This is a genomic window from Ornithinimicrobium sp. F0845 (genome assembly GCF_023015765.1).
Taxonomy (GTDB): Bacteria; Actinomycetota; Actinomycetes; order Actinomycetales; family Dermatophilaceae; genus Ornithinicoccus.
Genome location: NZ_JALKAL010000002.1, coordinates 196,068 through 220,186, shown reverse-complemented (window position 1 = coordinate 220,186; position 24,119 = coordinate 196,068). Strand labels below are relative to the sequence as shown.

Below are 24,119 nucleotides of genomic sequence, written 5' to 3'. Positions count from 1 at the left end.
CCGAATCTGGGTTAGCGGCTCGCCGCGCAATCACGGCATGAGTGCTGAATCGTCTCGTGCCTCCAGCACGGCGCCGGCTCGCGGTACGGCTTCGACTGTGAACTGCGCGTACCACTGCCCCCCGGGTGGCGGCGAGTAGTCGCGAGGCTGGCCACCCGCCCGTCGTCGGTGAAGGCCACGCCCTCGCTGACCAGCACGGCCCTGGCCCACTCAACCCACCGGTGACTGTTGTCGGCCTGATCGGCCAGCATCGTGCCATCAGCCTTCACGACTCGCCACCAAGGAATGTCATGGTCCTCGGCAGGGGTGGTCATCCAGGCGTCATTGTCGGGCCGGTTCCCGAGCACGTTGCCGACCGCGCGCGCGTGATTACGGGTGAGGCCCACACGCTGGGCAAGGTCGCCGTACGTGATTACCGTGCCCGCCGGGATGGCGCGAACTGCCGCAAAGATGTCTTCGGGGTCGAGTCTGCTCATTCGCTGATCCTCTCAGCATGGGGGGCGGCGACCTCGAAGGGCCACTGTCGACGCCCGCCGCCAGCGCGAGGCGGCACTGACCCCAGCGACGCTACGCCGCCCGACTCCGCGTCCGCTCGCGGCGGAAGGGGTCACGGGGCCAGTTCTCCGGTCAGGGTCAAGCACGCAAAGCCGGTCCTCGTCCTTGGGGCGGTGTATAGAGGCTTCCGTCGACCCCTGTCGGGTGGCCCCGGCCCGGCTTCGTGCTGCCCGTCACGTGCCGTCGCACGCCGGGGTCTTGGGCGAGCACGTGCTGCTCCCATCCCGGGGGTGCGTCCATCGGCTTCCGGAGCCTGATAGACTGGAACTGTGGCCAGTGTGCTGTTCTGCCCGGTTACCTTCAACCTCGCGGAGACCACGCGCATGATCGAGGTCGCCCGGGCACTCGACCCCGCCCATCGGGCGGTGTTCATGGGCTACGAGGACGACTTCGTGCACTTGATCAGCGACGCTGGCTTCGAGTACCACCCGTGCTCACCCTCGTGGTCGGCACAGGAGCGCCAGCGAGCGATTGACTTCGACCAGGGAAAGGCGATCCGCAGTCCCTTCACGCGCGAGCTGGTCGCCGCGCGCGTCGCGGTCGAGAGACGGATGATCCGCCAGCACCGGGCTGCGGCGGTCGTGATCGGCAGCAACGTCACTTCCATGATCTCGGCGCGTGCCGAGGGTGTGCCGCTGTACTACCCCGTGCCGTTCGCGCTGACCGGCCCGCAGGTCCGCCAGGTGCGCCGATTCCGGTTCGTGGCTGGTGAGGGTCCGATCGCCGGCGCTGCTGACCGCATCGCGACCGCCGCGTTCCGGTGGGTCTACACCCGGGCCCCACTCGCGCCGCGCGCGCTGTCGGCGGTGGCTCACACCAACGGTGTCGCGCCGCTGCGGACGGTCGCCTCGCTGCTGGAGGCCGACGTCAACCTCGTCACGGTCATGCCGTGGGAGCTCGACGACTTCGCGCTACCCGAGAACTACCAGCGCGTGGGGCCGATCTTCGCGCACCTCGGCGGTGAGGTGCCCGGACTCGTGCGCGCGCTGGCAGCCGCCCCCGAGCCGCTGGTCTACCTGGGTCTGGGCTCGTCGGCCCGGCGCGAGGTGGCGCTGGCCGCCGCGACCCAGTTGGGGGCTCTGCCGATCAATGTCCTCGCGCCCATCCGGCACTATCTGGAGCCCGGCGACGTGGTGCCACCCAACATCCACGTGACCGACCTGCTGCCCGCGCACCTGCTCGGCGGACTGGTCGACGCGGCCGTGCTTCACGGTGGGCAGGGAACCGTGCAGACCGCGTGCGCGACGGGCATCCCGTTCGTCGGGATGGGCCTGCAACCTGAACAGACATGGAACGTGCGCGTTTGCCAGCGACAGGGCAACGCGATCGTATTCTCACCCAAGCACGTGTCGAAGCCGGCATTCCTGACCGCCGTGCGGCGGATCCTCGACGACCCGGCCTACCGCAACGCGGCGACCAGGGTGCGCGAGCAGTACGAGCGCGAAGACGGCGCGGCCGCCGCCGCCCGCATCATCGAGGCCGCGCTGCCGGGTCGCAACTAGCTAATGGGTCTATGTGGACCACCCCACCCACGACGCCCGACTCGCGGCGGATTGACGCGGGTCGCTCGGTTGACTGGTCCATAGACCCGAGTCAGGTCACTCGAGTCGTGCCGAGTGAGCAGCCAGTCAGTTTCTGTTGTGTCCTAACGATCGCGCATGGAGCACGTCCTTCCAGTACGACTCGCGTTGCAGGATGTGGTCGTCATCGGTACGCATCGACCAGGACTCGAGGAGTGCGAACCGCATGTTGGTCCGGTAGTACTCATCGCCCACCTCCTCGAGGTGCGCCTTCAGCCCGGCGTTGCCACCGTGCAGCGTGGTCGCATAGGTCGTCCAGCGTTGCCAGATGCCTGTGTCGCCGTACGCGGAGCCGACATACCGCTGCCCCGTCTCCTTGTCGTGGATGACGTACACGCCCTTCATGCTCTCCAACGCGATCCGCCAGTCAGCCCGAGCCTGGCTGACCACCGCCTGAAGATCGGCGAGGCTGTGATTGATCCGATCGTGCCCCGGGAAGGGGTCACCCGCGAACGGTTCCTCGAGGATCGACGAGACCGTCATCGCGGGTAGGACCGACTCCATCTTCTGACGAATGTTCCGACCGGACCTCTTGTGGCGGACCCAGAGGCGGCGGATGAACGGGCCCATCAGCTCCTCACGGAGCGCCACCGTGTACGAATGCGCCTGCTGCTCAGGCCTGCGCTCCAGGACCTCCCAGATCCCGCCGAAGAGCCAGAGGGTCGAGTCGTGCTTGTCCTGAGCCATCGAGAAGATGAACTCGCGATTGAAGTCGTTCTTGACGCTTCGCCACGAGTTCCACTCCTGCCACTCCTCGTGGTTGGCCGCTAGAACGTCAATCGGATGCTTGATCCGGTTCCAGACGGCGAAGTGAACCTTGTACTGCGTCGGATCGAAGCCCTCAGGCAGCAGACAGGTCAGCGGGATGGCCTCCATGAGGAGACCTTAGCCGCGTGCACATCGCGAAGACCGTGGCCCGATCGCGGCGGAATGACGCATCGCCAGCCGGTCAACGACCGAGCGACTCGCGGCAGATCTGGATGCGTCGTGGGATCTCTACCCGAGTGCGGAGGCCGCCTGTTGCAGCGCCGTTCGCAGGTGCTGCACGGCTCGCGGTGTCCTGCGGGTATCAAGTCGTGCGGTGTGAATGCGTCGAACCATGGGGATCGGCGCGACTGGGCGGGCAGTGACGCCGGGCGGTGCGTGGTGCAGCGCCAAGCGCGGGAGCAGCGCGACTCCGAGCCCGGTGGCCACCAGGCTGAGGGCGGTGCGGAAGTCCTGGCCCTCGAAGTCGAGAGCTGCTGGGATGACCGGCTGCTCGGCGTGGACGTCAAGGTCTGCCACTCCGAGGTCGAGGCTCACGTTGGTGGTGATCCACTCCTGCGACGGAACGTCGTGAAGGCCGACTTCGTGGCGCGTGGCGAGTGGGTGGTCCTCGGGAAGGACGATGAGGATCGGGTCGTCGATGAGGTGATCCTCGCGAATCCCGCGGGGCGGGGTGCGGACGGCGTGGGTGTAGTCGAAGGTGATGGCGAGGTCGAGATCGCCGCGCAGCAATGCGGCGTGCGTCTCACCCTGCTCCATCTCGCGCAGCACCAGCCGTACACCCGGGTGGGCAGCCCGGACCTGCGCCAGGGCAGGTGGCACGAGGCTGGTCGCCGCTGAGATGAAGGCACCGAGTCGCAGCAGCCCGACTGACCCGTCGGCCAGGGCGGCGAGTTCAGTCGCGGCCGCGCTCATGGACACAGTTATGGCTGTCTCCGTGGTGAGCAGCACCTGTCCGGCCTCGGTCAGCCGGACCGGTCGACGCGTGACGACCGGGGTGCCCACACGGCGCTCGAGCTCGGCGATCTGCTGGGAGACCGCAGACTGGGTGAACCCGAGCTCCTCGCCGGCCGCGGCGAACGACCGCAGCCGAGAGACGGCCTCCAGTGTGCGCAGATGGCGGGGATCGAACGGCCACTTCACGACATGAGTCTAACTAATCATTTGATAAGAAACCATCGCTTGCACTGATGCGAGCCTGGCGCCACGCTGGTTACATGACCTCCGACAACCTTGCCGCACCAAGCACACCGGCGCCCCTGAGTACTTCCGAGGCGCTGGGAGTGGCCCTCGACCGGCTGCCGCGGCACCGGGTGGGCTTCTACCCGACGCCATTCCACGCGCTCCCGAACCTCTCGCGCGAGCTCGGCATCAACCTGTTCATGAAGCGCGAGGACCTCGCCGGCCCGAGCGCCGTCAGCGGGAGCAAGACCCGGCTGGCCGAGTTCATCCTGGGCCGAGCACTCGAACAAGGCGCCCCCCACCTGATCACCAAGGGCGCCTACCTGACCAACTCCGGGCTGCAGTTCGCCGCGGCCTGCCTCAGCGCCGGATCACCCCGATCCTTGTTCTCACCCGCAACGTGCCCCGGCACGGCCGGATGGGTGAGGCACGCGGAAACTACCTGCTCAACCAGACGATGGGTGTGGAGACCCGCGTCATCGACGTGAAGGGCGACATCTGGACCGATGCGGCTGCCGCGACCCGTGTCGGGGACATCATCGCCGAGCGCAAAGCCGCCCTCGAGGAGCAAGGGCACACCGTCGTGGTCGTGGAGTCCGGCGGCGCGCACCCCGCCGGATTCGTCGCCCACGCTCAGACCTTCCTTGAGATGCTCACCCAATCCGCAGAGGCAGGAATCGAGCTCGACTTCATCTACCACACCATTGGCGCGGGCACCGCGCTCCCAGGGATGCTCGCCGCCAAGCTCAGCCTCGACCATCCGGTCAAGTTTCGCTCGATCTCCATCACCGAGTACGACGAGGACAGTTGGTCCAACCCCACCATGATCGTGGAACGCACCCAGGCCGTCCTGAAACGCCTCAGCGCACCCGTCCCCGACGAGGCTGACATCCGTGCCGAACTCGATATCGACCAGCGCTTCATCGGCGAGGACTACGCCGTCGCGTCACCCGAGAGCACCGCCGCTATCCGCGAGCTCGCACGCACCGAGGGCGTCTTCGTCGGCCCCGTCTACACCGGCAAAGGCCTAGCCGGCCTCCTGGACCACGCCTGCACTGGCCGCATCCCAACCGGCAGCAACGTCGCCTTCCTGCACACTGGCGACACCGGCAACCTCTTCGAGATTCCCGAAGTCGTCGGCCACATCGCTGGCTGACAGCATCGGGCGGCCGAACGGGACGTCTGGCGTCCGCGCGAGTCTCATAAGACCGGAAGCCGCGCACGCTCATCGGCAGATCCGGTATGTCACGACCGTGGGGCCTGCCCGGACGCCTGTTTGCTGCGTCAAGCTGGGCGGAGTGCCGGTCCAAGGCATGGCCATCGGCCAGCAGGTCGCTGGCCGTGGGCCCGCAAGGCAGTCCCCCGGCGTGGTGCTGCTGGCTTCTCGCAGACCTGGCCGCCTCCCTGCGCTCGGACCGAGGCGCGACGTCCGAGGAGCAGCGAGCCCCATGGGCCATCGCTTGCCGTCCTGTCCACAGCCTGACCGACGGCCAACCAGATGTGTCGGCACCTCGGCATACTCTGGGGCCATGCCTGCCGATCTCGATGCCCTCCTGCAGGCGGCGGTTACCGGAGTGGGCGGGACCGAGCGACCCGGGCAGGTGCAGATGGCGCACGCCGTGCGCTCCGCGGTCGAGCACGAGGAGCACCTCCTCGTGCAGGCGGGGACCGGCACCGGCAAGTCCCTGGCCTATCTCGTGCCGGCGATCGCCCATGCCATGGCAACGGGCAAGCCGGTCGTGATCGCCACGGCCACCCTGGCGCTGCAGGCCCAGATCATCGACCGGGACCTGCCTCGGATCGCCGATGCGCTGCAGCCGTTGCTGGGTCGGCGACCGACGTTCGCCCTGGTCAAGGGGCGGTCCAACTATCTGTGCCAGCACAAGCTGCAGGGCGGGTTCCCCGACGACGACGAGGACGCGCTGCTGGCGATGGGGCAGGTCGACCGGGAGCGGTCCCGGCTGGCGGACGAGGTGCTGCGGCTGCGCGAGTGGGCCGAGATCACCGAGTCGGGCGACCGCGACGAGCTGGTGCCCGGCGTGACCAACCGGGCCTGGCGGCAGGTCTCGGTCTCGGCGCGGGAGTGCCTGGGGCAGAGCTGCCCCCAGGTGGGGGAGTGCTTCGTCGAGCTGTCCCGTGCCGCGGCGCACCAGGTCGACGTCATCGTGACCAACCACTCGTTCATGGCGATCGACGCGTTCGAGGGTCGGCAGATGCTGCCCGACCACGACCTGCTGATCATCGACGAGGCGCACGAGCTGACCGACCGGGTCACCTCCACGATCACCGACGAGCTGACCTCGGGCACGGTCGCGGCGGCGGCTAAGCGAGCGGCACGGATGGGGGAGACCGGTGACCTCACCGAGGCGGCGACGGCGATGCAGGCGGTCCTCGACGCGCTGCCGGAGGGGCGGATGACCGGGTTGCCGGACCGGCTCGTGCTCGCGCTGGGCTCGGTGCGTGACGCGGCACGTGCCCTGCAGACCGAGCTCAAGCCCGCGGGCAAGGAGGAGGCCGACGGGGCGCGCCAGGTCGCGCGGGCCGCGGTCGAGGAGATCTTCGACACCGCCGAGCGGGTCCTGGAGGAGCGCGAGCTCGACGTCGCGTGGATCACCCAGGACCGGATGCGCGGAGCTGTCCTGCGGGTGGCCCCGATGAGTGTGGCGATGCTGCTGCGGGAGAAGCTCTTCTCCGAGCGGACCGTCGTGCTGACGTCCGCCACGCTGGAGCTCGGTGGCACCTTCGACTCCGTGGCCGGGACCCTCGGGCTGACGGGGCGCGGCGGCCCGGCCTGGAACGGGCTGGACGTCGGCAGCCCGTTCGACTACAAGCAGCAGGCGATCGCCTATGTCGCCAAGGCACTGCCGCCTCCCGCACGGGACGGCACCTCGGACAAGATCTTCGACGAGATCGAGGCCCTCGTGCGCGCGGCCGGCGGGCGGACGCTGGGGCTGTTCAGCTCGCGCCGGGCGGCGGAGGCCGCCACCGAGGAGCTGCGGTCCAGGCTGGCTGACACCGACATCACGGTGCTCTGTCAGGGCGATGACCAGACCCCGACGCTGGTGCGGCAGTTCGCCGGTGACGCGCCGACCTGTCTGTTCGGCACGATGTCCCTGTGGCAAGGGGTCGACGTCCCTGGCTCGGCCTGTCAGCTGGTGATCATCGACCGCATCCCGTTCCCGCGGCCGGACGACCCGCTCGCCTCGGCGCGCTCGGAGGCGATCATCCGGATGGGCGGCAACGGCTTCATGCAGGTGTCGGCCACCCACGCGGCGCTCAAGCTCGCGCAGGGCGCCGGCCGACTCATCCGCCGCGGCCAGGACCGAGGGGTTGTCGCCTTCCTGGACTCCCGGATGGTCTCGGCCCGCTACGCCGGCTTCCTGCAGAAGTCGCTGCCGCCCTTCTGGCCGACGACCAACCGGGCGATGGTGCTGGACGCCCTGCGCCGGCTCGACCAGACCGCTCCCGAACCGTTGCCGGTGGCCGATCCGGTGCTGCGGGGCACGGGTGGCGCTGCCGCCGGGTCTGGCGCGGCCAGGGGTGGCGGACCTGGCTCCGTCGCCGCTCGCGGTCCGGTCGCCGACCCACCACCGGTCGCGCGCAGTGCCCGCACCGCCGTCACCGGAGGCCACGCCTGGACCGAGGAGCAGGACGAGGAGCTGCGCGATGCTGTCGACGCGGGCATCGAGCTGACCGAACTGGCCGACCACCTCCAGCTGCCGCCGGATGCCGTGACCGCGCGACTCAACCAGTTGGACCTCCAGCTCGTCGGCGATGGCAGGCTTGACCTGTGAGCGATCCCGACGTCCCGGACCTGGTCCTCGTCTCCGGCCCCGAGCAGATCCTGGCCCAGCGTGCGGTGGACGGCGTGCTCGTGGCCCTGCGCACCCACGACCCCGAGCTCGACGTGGTCCGGCTGTCCGCCGCGGACTACGAGCCTGGCGCCCTGGGGGTGCACGCCAGCCCGTCGCTGTTCGGTGGCTGGACGGCCATCGTGGTCGAGGACTTCGACGAGGCCGACGACGCGCTCGTCGAGGACGCTCACGCGCTGGCCCAGGACCGGCCGGAGGGCGTGACCCTGATCGTCCGGCACAAGAGCGGCAACCGCGGTAAGCGCGTGCTCGACGTCCTCAAGAAGAGCGGCCGGGTGATCTCGGCCCCGGCGGTGAAGTCCGACCGCGACAAGGCCGCGTTCGTGCAGCAGGAGTTCCGGGACGCCAGACGACAGATCGAGGAGCCGGCAGTCACCGCGCTCGTCCAGGCGGTCGGGCGGGACGTCGCGGAGCTGGCGACGGCGTGCGCGCAGCTGGTGCGCGACACCACGGGACGGGTGAGCACGACCGACGTGGAGACCTACTACGGCGACAAGGTCGAGACCACCGGCTTCAAGGTGGCCGATGCGGCGCTGCGCGGGGACACGGCCGAGGCCCTCCGGTTGCTGCGCCACGCACTCGCCGGCGGCCTCGACCCCGTGCCGATCGTCGCCGTCCTCGCCATGCAGCTGCGTCAGGTCGGCAAGGTGGCCAGCGCCGGTCGGGCGAGTTCGGCAACCCTGGCCAGGGATCTCGGGATGGCCCCCTGGCAGGTCGACCAGGCGCGCCGCACCGCGCAGGGGTGGGACGGCGTGCGACTCGGACGGGCGATCCAGGCGGTGGCCGCGGCCGACGTGGAGGTCAAGGGCGGGTTGCGGACCGGCACGGCTGTCGCCCGCGACCCGGAGTATGCCGTGGAGATGGCCGTCCTGGCCGTGTGCCGGGAGCGACGGAGCGGGTAGGTCGGCGACACCACCTGCCTGGGTGGGGCGTTGGGTCGCCACGCCACGCGCTCCGGCGGGGTCGTCGGTCTCAACGCGGTGCGCTCCGTGTCGGGTGCTCGACTGGTGCCGCCGGTCGTTCCTACGCTACCGTAGGTTACGCAAGCGAAACCTACGTCCTCGTAGGTCTCGACGCACACACGTCAGGAGGCCGTTCATGGCTCCCACTGCCCTGCCCGTCGTCATCCAGGGGGGCATGGGCGTGGCCGTCTCCTCCTGGCAGCTCGCCCGCGAGGTGGCCATGTCCGGCCAGATGGGCGTGGTGTCCGGCACCGCCATGGACGCGGTGCTCTCGCGTCGCCTCCAGGACGGGGACCCGGGCGGCCACATGCGCCGTGCGATGGCGGCCTTCCCCGATGCCGACATGGCGGCCCGCATCATGGACAAGTTCTTCCTGCCCGGCGGACGCAGGCCCGGGACCCCGTACAAGCCGATCCCCAAGCTGACCCTCCAGACGGCGCGAGCCGGTCAGGAGCTGGCGGTCGTCGCCAACTTCGCGGAGGTGTGGCTGGCCAAGGAGGGCCATGACGGGGCCGTCGGGATCAACTGCCTCGAGAAGGTCCAGATGGCCACGCCGACCGCCCTGTTCGGAGCGGTCCTCGCCGGCGTCGACTACGTCCTCATGGGCGCGGGCATCCCGCGCGAGATTCCGCGGCTGCTCACCGAGATCTCGGCGGGTCGTCCCGGTCGCATCACCGCCGACGTGCTCGGGGGGCGCATCACGCGGCACATCGAGGTCGACCCGGTGGACCTGCTCGGCGACTCCCTCCCGCCGATGACCCGACCCGACTTCCTGGCCATTATCTCCGTCGACGCGCTGGCCAACTACCTCTACCGCGACCCCGAGATCCGCCCGGACGGGTTCGTCGTCGAGGGCCCGGTCGCCGGCGGCCACAGCGCCCCGCCCCGCGGCAAGATGCAGCTCGACGAGAGCGGTGAGCCCGTCTACGGTCCGCGCGACGACGCCAACCTGGCCAAGATGGTCGAGCTCGGCCTCCCGTTCTGGCTGGCCGGCGCCTACGGCAGCCCCGAGCGGGTCGAGGAGGCCCTGGCGGCCGGTGCCGCGGGCGTGCAGGTCGGGACCCTCTTCGCCCTCTCCCTCGACAGCGGCATCACCACCGCCACCCGCAGCTCCCTGCTCCAGCGGCTGCGCGACGGCACGCTGCAGGTGCGCAACGACCCGCGAGCGAGCCCCACCGGTTTCCCGTTCAAGGTCGCCTCGCTGACCGACACGGCCAGCGAGGAGGAGACCTACCAGGCCCGCCCCCGCCTCTGTGACCTGTCCTACCTGCGCCAGCCCTACGAGCGGGAGGACGGCGAGATCGGCTACCGGTGCGCGTCCGAGCCCGTGCACATGTATCTCAAGAAGGGCGGTGAGGAGGCGGCCACGGAGGGGCGCAAGTGCCTGTGCAACGGGCTGATGGCCAACATCGGCCTCGGCCAGGAGCGCAAGGACGGGTATGCCGAGACGCGGCTGGTCACCCTCGGCCAGGACCTCGCGGGCGCCCGCGAGCTCATCCTCGAGTATGTCGAGGGGTGGTCTGCGCGACAGGCCGTCGAGTGGCTCATCGCCCGGGTTCCGTCCGCGCGGATTCGCCGGGTCCAGTTCGCCTGAGCGTGCCGGCGGGTCTGCAGATCCAGTTCGCCTGAGGGTGCCGGCGGGTCTGCAGATCCAGGTCGCCTGAGGGTGCCAGCGGTCTCCGGGGTCGTCGGCCTCCGTGCCGACTGGCCTCAGCCGGCCCGTCGCCCGGTGGCGGGGGTGATGGTCGCCAGTGCACCGGTGGCCAGGTCGACGTTGAGACCCGCCGCGGTGACTTGCCCGGCGCTGGCCGCCCCCAGGACCGAGGCCATGGGCATCGGCAGGCTCGCCCGGTGTGCCAGGTCGCCCGCGGCGTAGACGCCCACGCGACTGGTCCGACCGAACTCGTCCACCTCGATGCAACCCGAGGGCAGCACGGTGAGACCGAGATCCTCGGCGAAGGGCGCCGACTGGCTCAGGGACGTGGTGACGAACAGCCCACCCACCTCGACGGAACCGCCCTGCTCGAGCGAGACCTCCGCGCCAAGCCTGCCGGGGCTGACCCCGGTGACGGCCTCCCGGCGCACCTCGACGCCCCGCGTCCGGAGCCGCTCGAGCACCTCCTCCTCCGGGGTCTCGCCATCGGCGAGGACGACCAGGGATGAGGCGATGGGCGTCATGAGGTCAACCAGGTGCAGTGTGGAGGGGCCGACCCCGAGGAGCCCGACCGGCTGGCCGGCGAACTCGTGACCGTGGCAGTAGGGGCAGTGGGCGACGACGTCGCCCCACAGCGACGCCAGACCGGGGGTGCTCGGCAGGGTGTCGCGGAGCCCGGTGGCCAGGACGATGGCCGCCGCGTGCACGACATACTCGTCCTCGGTCCGAACAGACCACTGTCCGACAGTCCCCTCGATCCGGGTGACCCGACCCGAGCGGATCGTGACGGTCTCGTAGACCGCGAGGTCGGCTCGGGCGCGGGCTCGGAACTCCGCGGGAGGGACCCCGTCGAGGGTGACGAAGTTGTGCAGGTGCCCCGCTGCGGCGTTGCGGTAGTCGCCGGAGTCGAGCAGGAGCACCTGGCGGTGCATCCGGCCCAGGGTCAGGGCCGCCTGCAGGCCCGCCGGACCCCCTCCGATGATGACGACGTCGACCGGCGCCGGACGGTGACCGGTGGTGGTGCGGGGTGCGGGTGAGATGCTCATGGTGCTCTCGCTTTCTCTGGTGGAACGGTGTTGGTTGCTGATGTCGCCAGCATGTGAGTTCATGTAGACATGAAGTCAAGTCGTGCGGACGGGACGGCGGTCCCGGTGTGGTCGGTGGGGGAGCTGGCGGAGCGCTTCGGCCTGGCGACCCACGTGCTGCGCTATTGGGAGGACGAGGGTCTGCTGACGCCGGACCGGGACGGTGGCGGGCGCCGTCGCTACGGGTCCGAGGATCTCGCCCGGGTCGCGATCATCGTGCGCAACAAGGCGGCCGGGATGAGCCTGGGCCAGATCAGGGTGCTGCTGGACTCCGAGGCGGCCGGTCGGCATACCGTCCTGGAAGAGCACCTGGCAGACCTGGAGCGACGGATGCGCGACATGGAGCAGTCCCGGGCGATGACCCGGCACGCGCTGGAGTGTCAGGCTCACGACATCACCACCTGCCCCAACTTCCGGTCCGCCGTGCAGGACCTGATCGACGGGGCGGAGGTTCCGGGTCGGCGCCTCGCGTAGTCTGTCTCTTTGTGGCACTGGACTTCGACAGCGAGATCAAGGCACTCCGGACGACCGTGAAGTCGGTCCGGGAGGTGAGCGACGTCGACAGGCTCGAGGCGCAGATCACCGACCTTGAGACGCAGGCCTCCGCCCCCGACCTCTGGGACGACGTCGAGCATGCCCAGCAGGTCACCAGCCAGCTGTCCCGGGTGAAGGCCGAGCACGACCGGGTCACCGGCATGGAGGCACGCATCGACGACCTCGAGGCTCTCGTCGAGCTGGGGCAGGAGGAGTCTGACGCCGACACGCTGGCCGAGGCCGAGACCGAGCTGACCGCCTTGAAGAAGGCGGTGGGGGAGCTCGAGGTGCGCACCCTGCTCAACGGGGAGTATGACGAGCGCGAGGCGGTCGTGACCATCCGCGCCGGCGCCGGGGGCGTGGACGCCGCGGACTTCGCCGAGATGCTGATGCGGATGTACCTGCGCTGGGCCGAGCGGCACGGCTATCCCACCACCGTGCTGGACACCTCCTACGCCGAGGAGGCCGGGCTGAAGTCGGCCACCTTCGAGGTGAAGGTGCCCTACGCCTTCGGCACGCTCGCCGTCGAGGCGGGCACCCACCGCCTGGTCCGAATCAGCCCGTTCGACAACCAGGGTCGTCGTCAGACCAGCTTCGCGGCGGTCGAGGTCGTCCCGCTGATCGAGTCCACCGACACCATCGAGATCCCCGAGTCAGAGCTCAAGGTCGACGTCTTCCGTTCCTCCGGACCGGGGGGTCAGTCGGTCAACACCACCGACTCCGCGGTCCGCATGACGCACCTCCCGACCGGCACGGTCGTCTCGATGCAGAACGAGAAGAGCCAGATCCAGAACCGCGCGGCCGCCCTGCGGGTGCTGCAGTCCCGGCTGCTCCTGCTGAAGAAGCAGGAGGAGGACGCCGCCAAGAAGGAGCTGGCGGGGGACATCAAGGCGAGCTGGGGTGACCAGATGCGCTCGTATGTCCTGCACCCCTACCAGATGGTCAAGGACCTGCGCACCGAGCACGAGGTGGGCTCGACCTCCGCGGTCCTGGACGGCGACCTCGACGCGTTCATCGAGGCCGGGATCCGCTGGAAGCGCAGCCAGGAGCGGGACGCGGCCAACGCCTGAGGCGCGGGTAGCCGTCCTCCCCGGATGCGCCCGGGCTTACCGAACTCCCCCAGAGACACGCGGAGGCGTACAAAACCTCCCCAAAGTTGCGCGGGGGGCGCACAAAACTTCCCCAAGAAGTGGTTAGACGACGAGCACCGGGGTGCCGGTTGACATCACGCCGTCCCACAGCATGTCCATCGCGGCGACCGACACCCGCGCGCACCCGTGCGAGTCGGGCCAGGGCGGGATGTACTCCGAGCCGTGCACGGCGATGCCGCCGTTGAAGTACTGCGGACGGTAGAGCTCGCCCAGGGGGCCGGTCTGCCAGCCCGTGGAGTAGGTGGAGTAGACCTCGAACTCCCCGGGCGGGGTGCGGGCGTTGAGCGTCCGGCCGTACCAGTCATAGGGCTCGCCGTTGCCGGTCGAGGTGTTCAGCGTGAGTCGCAGCACCCCGTCCTGCGCGACCGTCAGGAGCTGCCGCTCCAGGTCGATCGCCACGCGCGTCCCGCTGCCCTCCGCCACGACGGGGGGCAGCACCCAGGCCGCCAGCGCCTTGAGGGTGTTGCGACCCACGACCGCGTCACGGGTCAGGCCGCCCGCCTTCTGGATCGCGTAGACAGCCTGTTGCGTCAGCTCGCCGAAGTAGCCGTCGGCCCTGCCGCACCAGTACCCGCGCGCGGCGAGCAGGCGTTGCAGCCCCGTGACGTGCTCGCCTGAGGACCCGACCGTGAAGGTGGGCCAGGCGGCCTGACTGCCCTGCGCTCCGAGCAGGGTCAAGGCCCCGCCCGCGAGCGTGGCGGCCGCACCTCGCACCACGGTGCGGCGCGACGGCGGACGGAGCGGGCGCGACGGCGCGCTCCCTGAGTTCCTGTGCGGTCGGTTCACGGCCCGACTCCCTTCCCCGAAGCGGCTCCCCTTTGTGAGCCTGACGCGTGAGGGCTCGCTCAAGGTTGCACGAGTGTGACGTGACACACCACGCCCGGCTGGGCGAGTTACCACAATCACACCAGTCACACCCGTAACGTGGCAAGTACCCGCGACAGCCCCGTGTCGCGGGAGGCCGTCCGGCAGTGGCCCAGATCGCCGGTCGGTCCCGCACGGCGAAGGGCGCGGTACCCACGTCATGATCACGTTCGAGAACGTCACGATGCGCTATGCCAAGGGCGACGCGCCCGCGCTGTCGGACGTCGATGTCGAGATCGGTCGGGGCGACTTCGTCTTCGTCGTCGGGGCCTCGGGCTCGGGCAAGTCGACGATGATGCGCCTCATCATCCTCGAGCACCACGCCACCCAGGGCCGGGTGCTGGTGGCTGGGCAGGACCTGTCCCGGCTGCCGAGCCGCAAGGTGCCCTCGCTCCGCCGCCAGGTGGGCACGGTCTTCCAGGACTTCCGGTTGCTCTCGGGCAAGACCGTCAACCAGAACATCGCCTACGTCCTGCAAGTCCTGGGAGCCAAGCGGCACACCATCAGGCAACTCGTCCCGGAGACCTTGGAGCTGGTCGGGCTGGAGGACAAGGGCAAGCGGCTGCCGCACGAGCTGTCCGGCGGGGAGCAGCAGCGCGTGGCGATCGCCCGCGCGATGGTCAACAAGCCTCCGATCCTGCTGGCCGACGAGCCGACGGGCAACCTGGACCCGGACACCAGCCAGGAGATCGTGGCGATCCTGGACCGGATCAACCGGACCGGGACCACCGTGGTGATGGCCACGCACGACACCACCATCGTCAACCGCTTCCGCAAGCGCGTGGTCCAGTTGCGCGACGGCGTGATCGTGCGCGACCAGGACGAGGGCGAGTACGACGCCGTCGAGGAGGGGCTCGCATGAGGGTGGGCTTCCTGCTCGGCGAGGTCTGGAACGGCCTGCGCCGCAACACCTCGATGGTGGTCGCCGTCGTGCTGGTCACGATGGTCTCCCTCTTCTTCCTGGGCAGCGGTCTGCTGGCCCAGCGCCAGGTCGACACCCTCAAGGGGTACTGGTACGACAAGGTCCAGGTCTCGATCTTCCTGTGCACGCCCGATGCCACCGATGTCGCCTCGTGCGCCGGCGGCGGGGTGACCGACGCGCAGCGCGACCAGCTGCGCAGTGACCTCGACCGGCTCGACGGACTGGTGGAGGAGTACTGGTTCGAGTCGAACGAGGAGGCCTACGAACGGTTCCGGGAACAGTTCCGCAACTCACCGGTGCTGGACTCCATCCCGCAGGAGGCGATCCCGGAGAGTTTCCGCGTGCAGCTGGCCGACCCGACGAAGTACGAGGTCGTCGCGAGCGCCTTCGAGGGGGCGCCCGGGGTGGAGAGCGTGGAGGACCAGCGCGAGGTCGTCGACAAGCTGTTCACCTTCCTCAACGCCGTCAGTCTCGCCGCGGTGGGGCTGGCCGCGACGATGGTCGCCTGCGCCGTGCTGCTGATCGGCACGACGATCCGGCTGACCGCCTGGAGCCGGCGCCGGGAGACCAACATCATGCGGCTGGTCGGGGCGTCCGCGTTCACCATCCACGTCCCGTTCCTGGTGGAGACCGTGCTGGCCACCCTCGTGGGGGCCGCCCTGGCGATCGGCCTCCTCTGGGGCATGGTCGAGTACGGCATCAGCGGGTTCCTCACCGACCTGCTGGCTGGTCAGACCGGCATGATCGGCCTGATCGGGACTCGCGACCTGTGGGCCATCATCCCTATCCTGCTCGGCGGCGCGGTCCTGCTCGCCGTGATCACGTCCTGGTTGGCACTACGACGACACGTCCGTGTCTGAGAGGCAGTCCGAGATGACGACATCGACCCATCGACGCCGTTGGGGTGGGGTGGTCGCCCTGACCACCGCTGCCGTGCTCGTCGCGGCCCCGGCCTTCGCCGGTCTGGATGACATCCGGGACCGGATCCGTGAGGTCGAGCGGCAGGAGGAGCAGAAGGAGGCCGACCAGCAGGCCTCGCAGGAGCGTGCCGCCGAGCTGGCTCACGACCTGGACGAGACCAGCGCCGAGCTGCAGGCCGCCGAGAAGAAGCTGCGCGAGACCACCGCCAAGGTGGAGCAGGCCAGGATCGACCTCACCATCGCCGAGGACGAGCTGGCGGCGGCGGAGGCCGAGGAGGAGCGGATCGCGGGAGAGCTGGAGGTCGCCTACGCCAACGAGGCGAAGATCGAGGCGAGCCTGGCCGAGAACGCCGCGGCCCAGGAGGAGACCCGCAGCGCGGTCGGCACCATCGCGCGCGAGTCCTACAAGTCCGGGGGGCTGGGGACGCTCACTCTCACCCTCGAGGTCCTCGTCGGAGAGGTCGGTGCCGTCCAGGAGATGTCGATGGCACGCACCGTGATGCGCGTGCAGGACAACACCATCGAGCGGCTCAGCACACAGCTCGCGGAGGAGACCGCGGAGGAGGACCGGCTCGTCGGGGTGCGACGAGACATCGCGCTGCTGCTGGCCGAGGCCGAGGCCACCACGATCCGCAAGGGTGAGGCGCGCGACGCTGCCGAACAGCTGAAGAAGGAGCTGGAGGCGCTCGAGGCCCAGCAGGCCGAGGACAAGGCGGCTCTCGAGGTCGAGGTCGCCAAGCTGGAGAAGCACCTGGCGCAGGAGCAGGCCGAGGCGGAGGAGCTCGAGCAGGAGCTGGCCACGCTGGCCCAGGAGAAGTACGGCCTGAAGCAGGATGAGAAGGCCGAGGAGGCCCGGCTCGCCGAGCTGGCTCGCCAGAAGCGGCTGGCCGAGGAGAGGGCGCGCGCGGAGGCCGCAGCCGAGGCGAAACGCAAGGAGGAGGCGGCCGAGAGGGCCCGCCGTGCGGCCGCCGAGGAGCGGGAGCGTGACGCGGGCAGCCGGGATGGGGGCACCCGCCCCGCGCCCGAGCCGGCACCAGCCCCTGCGCCAGCGCCCGAACCGCCGCCCCCGGCCCCGGAGCCCCCGGCACCTCCGTCCAACGGGGTGCTGAGCCACCCGGTCAATGCCCCGACAACCAGCGAGTTCGGCTATCGGATGCACCCGGTGCTCGGCTACGCCCGGCTCCACGCCGGGCTGGACTACGGCGCCGCCTGCGGCACGCCCGTCCGGGCGCCCGCCGCAGGGACCATCATCGGGACGAGCTACAGCCGTGGCGGCGGCAACATCATCACCATCGACCACGGGGTCCTGAACGGCGTCAACCTGACGACGCGCTACCTGCACCTGTCGGGCTTCGAGCGCACCGGCGGGTCGGTCTCGCGAGGTGACGTCATCGCCTACGTCGGCACCACAGGCACCTCGACGGGCTGCCACCTGCACTTCGAGACCCGGGAGAACGGCGTCCCGGTCAATCCACGCAACTGGCTCTGAGCGCGCCCGGTTAACCACTCGGTCCCGCGGTGCCCACCAGGTAACCTGGGAGGTCGTGCGGCACCGGACCGCACGACATACTCACAGCACGCAGCAGGAGGTGGCACGGCCATGGCCAAGGAGAGCGGGCGCAAGCTCATCGCCAGCAACAAGAAGGCCCGGCACGACTTCCTCATCGAGGACACGGTCGAGGCGGGTCTCGTCCTGACCGGCACCGAGGTCAAGTCGCTGCGGATGGGGCGGGCGTCCCTGGTCGACGGCTACGCCACCGACTACAACGGTGAGCTGTGGCTGGAGGGCGTGCACATCCCGGAGTACCTCCAGGGCAACTGGACCAACCATGCCGCCCGGCGGCGCCGCAAGCTGCTGCTGCACCGGCACGAGCTGGACAAGCTGGTCGCCAAGGCCAACCAGTCGGGTCACACGATCGTGCCGCTGTCGCTCTACTTCAAGGACGGCCGGGTCAAGGTCGAGATCGCCCTGGCCAAGGGCAAGAAGGAGCACGACAAGCGGCAGGCCCTGCGGGAGAAGCAGGACGCCCGCGAGGTGCAGAAGGCGCTGTCGGCGCACCTGCGCCAGCACAGTTGAGGCGCCTCGGGGTCCAGTGCGCTGCCGGTGCAGACGAGATCCACCACGTCGTCACGATGGCCTATGGCGGGACTGATGGCCGGGCCGGGCGTGCTGGGCGTCAGGCGCGGCCCAGCATGCGGTCTGCGAACCGGGTGTTGACTCCGGCCGCATCCAGCGACTTCTGATAGCGCCGCAGCACCCCCTCGGTGGGGAAGATCAGCAGCAGCATGACGATGACGGTCGGGACGGCTGCGATGGCCACGGTGACCCACGACGGCTCGCTGGCCAGAAACATGAGCACGATCGCGAGGATGACCGGTGCCTCGGCGAGCGCCAGCCGCAGCATGTGGGTCACCCGGACCTTAGCCAGCATGTCCGACAGCGTGCTCCCCGGCTGCGCGGCCGGGATCTGCTGCACGAGCATCAGCGAGAACAGGGCGCTGGTAGCCACAAGTCCCAGCAGCACCGCGATGACCCACGGTTCGGGCACCACGGTCTCCGGCGCCACGAGCACCATGACCACGGCGATGATGGCGATTGCGCCGATGAACGCACCGCTGAGGATGTGCATGGACATAAGTTCGTTGGAGGGCTTCACGGGCGTGGACTCTACCCGTGGGGGTAGGCTCCGCCGAGCAGGCCCGGCCGGCCCGCGGCTCCTGCCGCGGCGTCCGGGAATCCCGTGGCCCGGCGTGGTGTTGGAAGGTACGCTAGACCTTCCGCGCGAGCGGAGCGCCGGACAGTTGCCGACAGTGGCAAGTGATCGGCATTGACAACTGCACAGTGTGACGTGCCCCCGCATCATGGGGGTGATCGGTTTCGACGTTGTACGCAACTCCAGGAGAAGCGGGTCGAGAACGCAAGGTCAACTCGTTAATGTCCCTTGCAAACCAATAGGTGCCGATTCCAAGCGCACCGACTTCGCCCTCGCCGCCTGAGCGAGCCCGAAGTCTGTCAGCCTGAGTTAGTTTCCGCCTCAGTGCCTGGCATCAGCTAGGAAACTTGCTGCGTGATCATGTTGGGGGATCACGTGGGACTTCTACTCAACTGGGCCTGTCAGGGAACGTGTGCGCGCGAGCCCTGGGGCCGAGAAACTCCACAGCGCACTGCACCCGGAGAAGTCCTGGTCTTCCGGCAGCGGACGCGGGTTCGATTCCCGCCACCTCCACCACTCGCGGTGGGCACGTCACACGTGTGCGCACATTGTCGTACGACACCCCAGACGCCTGCCCTGCCAGGGATCTGGGGTTTCGTGTGTCTGGGCGGGCTCGAGACATGCCGTGGTCGTGAGGTTACGACTTCGCCCGTTGTTGTTGGGGGTCGGCGGCACGAACAAACGATCCTCCTGGTGAAGCGCCGGTGGTCACCAATTTGTGAGCGCCTGAGCAACCCCGTCGGTCAGCGCGCAGGCGGCGGGGGTCGGCGCCATCGTGGATGAAGGAGCGCTATGACCGAGCACCCTGATCCGGATTCAGACTCCGCACCGAACGGCAGCGACGACCGGCTCATCCCAGCGTCCGATCAGGACGTAGCGTCCGGGCAACCTTATGACCCGCGCAAGGATCCTGGCACCGACCCGGACGCGATGCAGAGAAGGCGCCAGCCGACGGGGAGCGGACCGGCGCCAGGCCGAAGATCCCGATGAAGACCCCGCGATCGACGAGTAGTTGACCCCGTCGCGGTGATCAGCGGTTCCCGGGCACCGAGCCCGGAGGTGGCCCAGGGCTCTTGGGCGGGTCATCGGGGGAGTCGGCCGACTCGTTGTCACGGTCGGGGTGATGGGGTGGCGGCCCAGGACTCTTGGGTGTGCTCTCTTCGCGGTCCGGGTCGTCCGCGTCGTCGCGGCGTTGCGGGTCTGGGTCATTGGTCGCATTCATGGCGACCTCCTCTCAAGCGCTTCTGTGCCTCTCCCGAGCGTGCGCCCCAGGGCGTGACGCCGCAACCGCGCGGGAGGGGGGCCGTGCGGCCGACCAGGCCGACGTCTGCCAGCCCGGTCACTGCCCGTCTGGGCCTTGAGAGCGCCGCGTGAACGACTGCAGCACGCCGCGCAGCCCGCCCTCGCGGTAGACCTCCCCGAGATGGCGGGCGGCCGCCGTGGTGGCGTCCTTGGCGTCCTTCCGGGAGCGCAAGCCCTCGATCATCGAGTCCCAGTCACGGCGGCCACGCTCCTGGGCCTGCTCAGCCTGCTGGGCCACGGTCCGCCCCTGCGCCATGACGGAGCGGACGCGCGGGTCTTGCTCGGCCGCGCGCGCCGCCCGCTGGACGCCGGGGGCTCGGGCCGCCTCCTGCAACCTGTGGAGATACTCGTCGGCGTGACCGGTGTGGTACTCAAGCTGGTGCTCGACCCCCTGCTTGAGCTCCTGCCACTCGAACCCGACGACACGGGTGCCGGTGGCCAGTCCGTGAAGGCCCACCCCGCCTGCCAGCCACACGACGAGCAGGACGATCGTCAGCGCGATGAACAGCTCCGCCAGGTCGACGGCGCCGGGCACCGAGAACGCCGCGGCGAGCAGCATCCCGGCCGCCAGGGTCGGCGGCCCGACGACGAGACCGGCGCGCAAACCCATGCGCAGCAATCGCTCGAGCCACGACCCGCGGGACCGAAGCTCGCGCGAGACGGTCGGTTCGAAGCTGTTGCGGTGCCGGGTCACCCGCACCCGGGTGATCATCTTGCCGATGCTGCTGCTGGTCACCGTGAGGCTGACCCACTCATAGGCCCAGATGACGAGCGCCTGGAGGTAGATGGTGCTCAGGACCACCGGTTGGAGCTGCTCCAGGGCGGCCCCGACCGAGCCGCCGGGAACGGTGCCAGGGTCCCAATCGGTGAGGAACTCGCTGAAGGAGTCGAAGCCGCCGACCAGGAGGGCGTCGGTCGCTTGGTTCACGGTGAAGGGCAGCACGACGACGCAGGCCAGCGCGAAGGCGATGGCGGAGTCGATGGCGCGGGCGATGAGCCGGCGCGTGAGCAGCGGGGGATAGTTCCCTGTGGTGCCCGGGCTGATGCGGGTCGTGTCCGCGTCCACGGTCACCTCGCTCACGTCTCCGGCTCAGTCTATGACTGTCAGCCGGAGCGTCCCCCGGGTCAGCCCTGTGCCGGCTCCCCGGCCATCTCCGACTCGGCGGCCGCCAGCTTGGCTCGCACGTCGTCCATGTCCAGCCCCTTGAGCTGGCTGATCAGGCTCTCCAGGCCCGCGGCCGGCAGCACGCCGGGCTGAGCGAAGAGCAGGATGCCGTCGCGGAAACCCATCACCGTCGGGATCGAGGTGATCTGGGCCCCGGCGGCCAGCTCCTGCTGGGCGTCGGTGTCGACCTTGCCGAAGACGACGTCGTCGTGCTTCTCGGAGACCTGCTCATAGACCGGTGCGAAGGCGCGGCACGGGCCGCACCACTCCGCCCACCAGTCGATCAGCACGATCTCGTTGTCGGACAGCGTCTGGTCCAGGTTCTCGCGAGTCAGTTCCGTGGTGCTCATGCCGGGATCAACGTCGAACCTGTCGGACTGATTCCCGTAGCCGTTTCCGCGGATCATCCGGGACACACACCGGACGGGCGACACGGGAGGCCAGACCTGCGGACACGCCCGGCTCGGGATGCGGAACAATGGCGGCCATGGCATATGCACCCTCGGTCTCCAACTCGATCACCGTTCGTCTCGAGCTGCCCGCCAGGGCGACCGCCGTGGGTGAGCTGACCACCGCCGTCGAGAAGGAGGGCGGGATGGTGACTGCGGTCGACATCGCCGAGTCCGGGGCGGAGCGGCTGCGGACCGACCTGACGATCGCCACCTGGGGCGAGGCGCACGCCGAGCAGATCGTGGACGCCATGCGCAAGGTGCGCGGGGTGGAGATCGGCAAGGTCAGCGACCGCACCTTCCTGATGCACCTGGGCGGCAAGCTGAGTGTTGAGCCGAAGAACCCGATCCGCAACCGGGACGACCTGTCCATGGTCTACACCCCTGGTGTGGCCCGGGTGTGCCAGGCGATCGTGGACAACCCCGAGGACGCCAGGCGGCTGACGATCAAGCGCAACACGGTCGCCGTCGTCACCGACGGCACGGCGGTCCTGGGGATGGGGGACATCGGCCCGCTCGCCGCGATGCCGGTGATGGAGGGCAAGGCGGCCCTGTTCAAGCGGTTCGCCGATGTCGACGCCTTCCCGATCGTGCTCGACACCAAGGACGCCGACGAGATCGTGCGGATCGTCAAGGCGATCTCACCCGGCTTCGCCGGCATCAACCTCGAGGACATCTCCGCACCCCGGTGCTTCTACATCGAGCGGCGGCTCCGCGAGGAGCTGGACATTCCTGTGTTCCACGATGACCAGCACGGCACGGCCATCGTCGTGCTCGCCGCGCTCAACAACGCGCTGCGCGTGGTCGACAAGGAACTGGCCACCGTGAAGATCGTGCTGTCCGGGGCCGGCGCGGCCGGCTCAGCGATCCTGCGCCTGCTCCTGATGGCGGGCGCGACAGACGTCGTCGTCTCCGACGTGCACGGCATACTGCACGCGGAGCGCACGGACATCGCCCGCGGCGACAACGCCAACATGGCCTGGATCGCCTCGCAGACCAACCGAGGCGGTCTGCGGGGGACCGTGCAGGACGCCCTCGCCGGCGCAGACGTGTTCATCGGCGTCTCGGCCGGCGGCATCCTCACGGGCGCGGACATCGCGACGATGGCGCAGGACGCGATCGTCTTCGCCATGGCGAACCCGCAGCCGGAGGTGGATCCGGCCGATGCGGCCGAGCACGCCACGGTGGTCGCGACCGGACGGAGCGACTTCGCCAACCAGATCAACAACGTGCTGGTCTTCCCTGGGGTCTTCCGCGGCCTGATGGACGCGCAGACGGACCACATCAACGACGAGATGCTGCTGGCGGCCGCGCTCGCCCTGTCGGACGTCGTCGGTGCCGAGGAGCGAAACCCCACCTACATCATCCCCAGCGTCTTCAACCCCAAGGTCAGCAAGGCGGTGGCGCAAGCCGTCGAGAAGGTCGCCCGAGAGCGTGCTGACGCAAGATCCTGAGGGTGTGCCGAAGCTGAGGCGGGGGCTGGGCTGGCTCCTGCTGGTTGTCATGCTGGTCGCCCAGGTGTGGGTGCTCTACCTCCTGGTGCCGGGGGAGGGGGAGCCCTACTTCGCGCACCAGGACAAGGTGGGTCACGTCCTTCTCTTCGGTGCCCCGTTCGCGCTGGCCCTGCTGCTCCGCGCCCGACGGGTGGCGCTCGGCATACTCCTGCACGCCCTGCTCAGCGAGCCGTTGCAGCAGGTGTTCACCACCACCCGCTCGATGGACGTGTGGGACACGGTGGCCGACCTGGTCGGGATAGCGCTCGCGGTGCTGGCCGTCGCGCTGATCCGTCGAGTCCCGGAGCGGTCGCCCGAGCGCGAGCCCGCCGACGCCGGGGTGTGGCGGTGAACGGCCCCGAGGGCCCGGGTTCCCTCGCCGGACAACTGCTGGTCGCGACGCCTGTGACGGGGGAGTTCTTCCACCGCTCGGTGGTGCTGATCCTGCACCACGACGAGGACGGCGCGACCGGCATCACCCTCAACAAGCCGATGAGCGCACAGGTCTCCGCGGTCCTGCCCGAGTGGCAGCCGCACGTGACCGCGCCCGGGGTGCTCTTCCAGGGCGGGCCCGTGCAGACGGACTCCGCGATGGGTCTGGTGAGCGTGCCCGGCGGTGAGGCCGTGCAGACCGAGGCGCTGGGCATCGCGATGCTGTTCGGCGGCCTGGCGCTGGTCGACCTGGACGCGCCGCCCCCGGTGGTGGTGCCCGAGCTGGCCGGCCTCCGCATCTTCGTGGGGTATGCCGGGTGGGGCGCCGGGCAGCTTGAGGCAGAGCTGATCGAGGGTGCCTGGTATGTCGTGGAGCGGGAGCCCAGGGACCCGTTCCACGAGTCTGCCGACCTGTGGCGCGACGTCCTGGTGCGGCAGCGCAACTCGCTCTCCATGCTGGCCAACTACACCACCCACCCGGAACAGAACTGAGCGCGGCAGGCAGCGCAGTAGACTTC

23 protein-coding genes and 1 other RNA gene are annotated in these 24,119 nt (G+C 69.5%); 16 read left to right on the top strand and 8 right to left on the bottom strand.

Annotated features, from left to right (window positions below):
* Positions 1-11: 11 nt before the first annotated feature.
* Positions 12-476, bottom strand: a complete 465-nt coding sequence (locus MWU75_RS04335; protein WP_247088431.1) for an MGMT family protein — start codon at positions 474-476, stop codon at positions 12-14.
* A gap of 348 nt (positions 477-824) precedes the next feature.
* Here MWU75_RS04335 and MWU75_RS20195 point away from each other — a divergent pair, with 348 nt between their 5' ends.
* Complete coding sequence (locus tag MWU75_RS20195; RefSeq protein ID WP_247088429.1) at positions 825-2,057, top strand: nucleotide disphospho-sugar-binding domain-containing protein; 1,233 nt, start codon at positions 825-827, stop codon at positions 2,055-2,057.
* A gap of 126 nt (positions 2,058-2,183) precedes the next feature.
* On the opposite strand, the gene MWU75_RS04325 is transcribed toward MWU75_RS20195, so the two are convergent.
* A complete protein-coding gene (locus MWU75_RS04325) occupies positions 2,184-3,011 on the bottom strand; it encodes a GIY-YIG nuclease family protein (RefSeq protein ID WP_247088427.1) in 828 nt (275 codons plus the stop codon).
* Between the two features lie 120 nt (positions 3,012-3,131).
* Entirely contained in the window at positions 3,132-4,043 is a 912-nt protein-coding gene (locus MWU75_RS04320; RefSeq protein ID WP_247088425.1) for a LysR family transcriptional regulator, read from the bottom strand.
* 74 nt (positions 4,044-4,117) lie between these two features.
* Here MWU75_RS04320 and MWU75_RS19810 point away from each other — a divergent pair, with 74 nt between their 5' ends.
* From MWU75_RS19810 to MWU75_RS04300, 5 genes are all read left to right on the top strand, one after another.
* Complete coding sequence (locus MWU75_RS19810; RefSeq protein ID WP_281496796.1) at positions 4,118-4,570, top strand: pyridoxal-phosphate dependent enzyme; 453 nt, start codon at positions 4,118-4,120, stop codon at positions 4,568-4,570.
* A complete protein-coding gene (locus MWU75_RS19805) occupies positions 4,501-5,238 on the top strand; it encodes a pyridoxal-phosphate dependent enzyme (protein WP_348647733.1) in 738 nt (245 codons plus the stop codon). Before MWU75_RS19810 ends, MWU75_RS19805 begins: the two co-directional genes overlap by 70 nt.
* Positions 5,239-5,611: 373 nt before the next feature.
* Positions 5,612-7,876: an ATP-dependent DNA helicase gene (locus MWU75_RS04310; RefSeq protein ID WP_247088423.1), complete on the top strand. Its 2,265-nt coding sequence runs from the start codon at positions 5,612-5,614 to the stop codon at positions 7,874-7,876.
* Positions 7,873-8,856 carry a DNA polymerase III subunit delta gene (holA, locus tag MWU75_RS04305; RefSeq protein ID WP_247088422.1) on the top strand — a complete coding sequence of 328 codons (984 nt, stop codon included), beginning with the start codon at positions 7,873-7,875 and terminating at the stop codon, positions 8,854-8,856. The genes MWU75_RS04310 and holA overlap by 4 nt, the downstream gene beginning before the upstream one ends.
* Positions 8,857-9,052: 196 nt before the next feature.
* The gene (locus tag MWU75_RS04300; protein WP_247088421.1) at positions 9,053-10,510 is read left to right on the top strand and encodes a nitronate monooxygenase; all 1,458 of its coding nucleotides are present in this window, start codon (positions 9,053-9,055) and stop codon (positions 10,508-10,510) included.
* Between the two features lie 116 nt (positions 10,511-10,626).
* Here MWU75_RS04300 and MWU75_RS04295 read toward each other — a convergent pair whose 3' ends face one another.
* Positions 10,627-11,616, bottom strand: a complete 990-nt coding sequence (locus tag MWU75_RS04295) for an NAD(P)/FAD-dependent oxidoreductase (RefSeq protein WP_247088420.1) — start codon at positions 11,614-11,616, stop codon at positions 10,627-10,629.
* A 69-nt stretch (positions 11,617-11,685) separates the two neighbouring features.
* On the opposite strand from MWU75_RS04295, the gene MWU75_RS04290 reads away from it, so the two are divergent.
* Complete coding sequence (locus MWU75_RS04290; protein ID WP_247088419.1) at positions 11,686-12,129, top strand: MerR family transcriptional regulator; 444 nt, start codon at positions 11,686-11,688, stop codon at positions 12,127-12,129.
* Between the two features lie 11 nt (positions 12,130-12,140).
* A complete protein-coding gene (gene prfB, locus MWU75_RS04285) occupies positions 12,141-13,259 on the top strand; it encodes a peptide chain release factor 2 (RefSeq protein ID WP_247088418.1) in 1,119 nt (372 codons plus the stop codon).
* A 123-nt stretch (positions 13,260-13,382) separates the two neighbouring features.
* On the opposite strand, the gene MWU75_RS04280 is transcribed toward prfB, so the two are convergent.
* Positions 13,383-14,018, bottom strand: coding sequence for a L,D-transpeptidase family protein (locus tag MWU75_RS04280; protein ID WP_247088417.1), 636 nt, complete (start codon positions 14,016-14,018; stop codon positions 13,383-13,385).
* 346 nt (positions 14,019-14,364) lie between these two features.
* Here MWU75_RS04280 and ftsE point away from each other — a divergent pair, with 346 nt between their 5' ends.
* From ftsE to smpB, 4 genes are all read left to right on the top strand, one after another.
* A complete protein-coding gene (ftsE, locus tag MWU75_RS04275) occupies positions 14,365-15,066 on the top strand; it encodes a cell division ATP-binding protein FtsE (protein ID WP_247088415.1) in 702 nt (233 codons plus the stop codon).
* A complete protein-coding gene (gene ftsX, locus MWU75_RS04270) occupies positions 15,063-15,986 on the top strand; it encodes a permease-like cell division protein FtsX (RefSeq protein WP_247088413.1) in 924 nt (307 codons plus the stop codon). The genes ftsE and ftsX overlap by 4 nt, the downstream gene beginning before the upstream one ends.
* Before the next feature lie 13 nt (positions 15,987-15,999).
* The gene (locus MWU75_RS04265; RefSeq protein WP_247088411.1) at positions 16,000-17,535 is read left to right on the top strand and encodes a M23 family metallopeptidase; all 1,536 of its coding nucleotides are present in this window, start codon (positions 16,000-16,002) and stop codon (positions 17,533-17,535) included.
* A gap of 111 nt (positions 17,536-17,646) precedes the next feature.
* Positions 17,647-18,123 (top strand): SsrA-binding protein SmpB, encoded by a 477-nt coding sequence (smpB, locus tag MWU75_RS04260; protein WP_247088409.1) that lies wholly within the window; start codon positions 17,647-17,649, stop codon positions 18,121-18,123.
* A gap of 100 nt (positions 18,124-18,223) precedes the next feature.
* On the opposite strand, the gene MWU75_RS04255 is transcribed toward smpB, so the two are convergent.
* Positions 18,224-18,703 carry a hypothetical protein gene (locus MWU75_RS04255; RefSeq protein ID WP_247088407.1) on the bottom strand — a complete coding sequence of 160 codons (480 nt, stop codon included), beginning with the start codon at positions 18,701-18,703 and terminating at the stop codon, positions 18,224-18,226.
* Positions 18,704-18,910: 207 nt separating this feature from the next.
* Here MWU75_RS04255 and ssrA point away from each other — a divergent pair.
* Positions 18,911-19,276, top strand: a transfer-messenger RNA (tmRNA) gene (gene ssrA / locus MWU75_RS04250).
* A gap of 823 nt (positions 19,277-20,099) precedes the next feature.
* Here the strand turns inward: ssrA and MWU75_RS04245 are convergent.
* Positions 20,100-21,143, bottom strand: coding sequence for an RDD family protein (locus MWU75_RS04245; protein WP_247088406.1), 1,044 nt, complete (start codon positions 21,141-21,143; stop codon positions 20,100-20,102).
* A gap of 44 nt (positions 21,144-21,187) precedes the next feature.
* Positions 21,188-21,577 carry a thioredoxin gene (gene trxA, locus MWU75_RS04240; RefSeq protein WP_247088404.1) on the bottom strand — a complete coding sequence of 130 codons (390 nt, stop codon included), beginning with the start codon at positions 21,575-21,577 and terminating at the stop codon, positions 21,188-21,190.
* Between the two features lie 137 nt (positions 21,578-21,714).
* Here trxA and MWU75_RS04235 point away from each other — a divergent pair, with 137 nt between their 5' ends.
* From MWU75_RS04235 to MWU75_RS04225, 3 genes are read left to right on the top strand one after another with little or no spacing between them, the layout of a single operon-like run.
* Positions 21,715-23,130 (top strand): NAD-dependent malic enzyme, encoded by a 1,416-nt coding sequence (locus MWU75_RS04235; protein WP_247088402.1) that lies wholly within the window; start codon positions 21,715-21,717, stop codon positions 23,128-23,130.
* A gap of 4 nt (positions 23,131-23,134) precedes the next feature.
* Positions 23,135-23,521 carry a VanZ family protein gene (locus MWU75_RS04230; protein ID WP_247088400.1) on the top strand — a complete coding sequence of 129 codons (387 nt, stop codon included), beginning with the start codon at positions 23,135-23,137 and terminating at the stop codon, positions 23,519-23,521.
* Positions 23,518-24,093 carry a YqgE/AlgH family protein gene (locus MWU75_RS04225; RefSeq protein ID WP_247088398.1) on the top strand — a complete coding sequence of 192 codons (576 nt, stop codon included), beginning with the start codon at positions 23,518-23,520 and terminating at the stop codon, positions 24,091-24,093. The genes MWU75_RS04230 and MWU75_RS04225 overlap by 4 nt, the downstream gene beginning before the upstream one ends.
* The last annotated feature ends 26 nt before the right edge of the window (positions 24,094-24,119 follow it).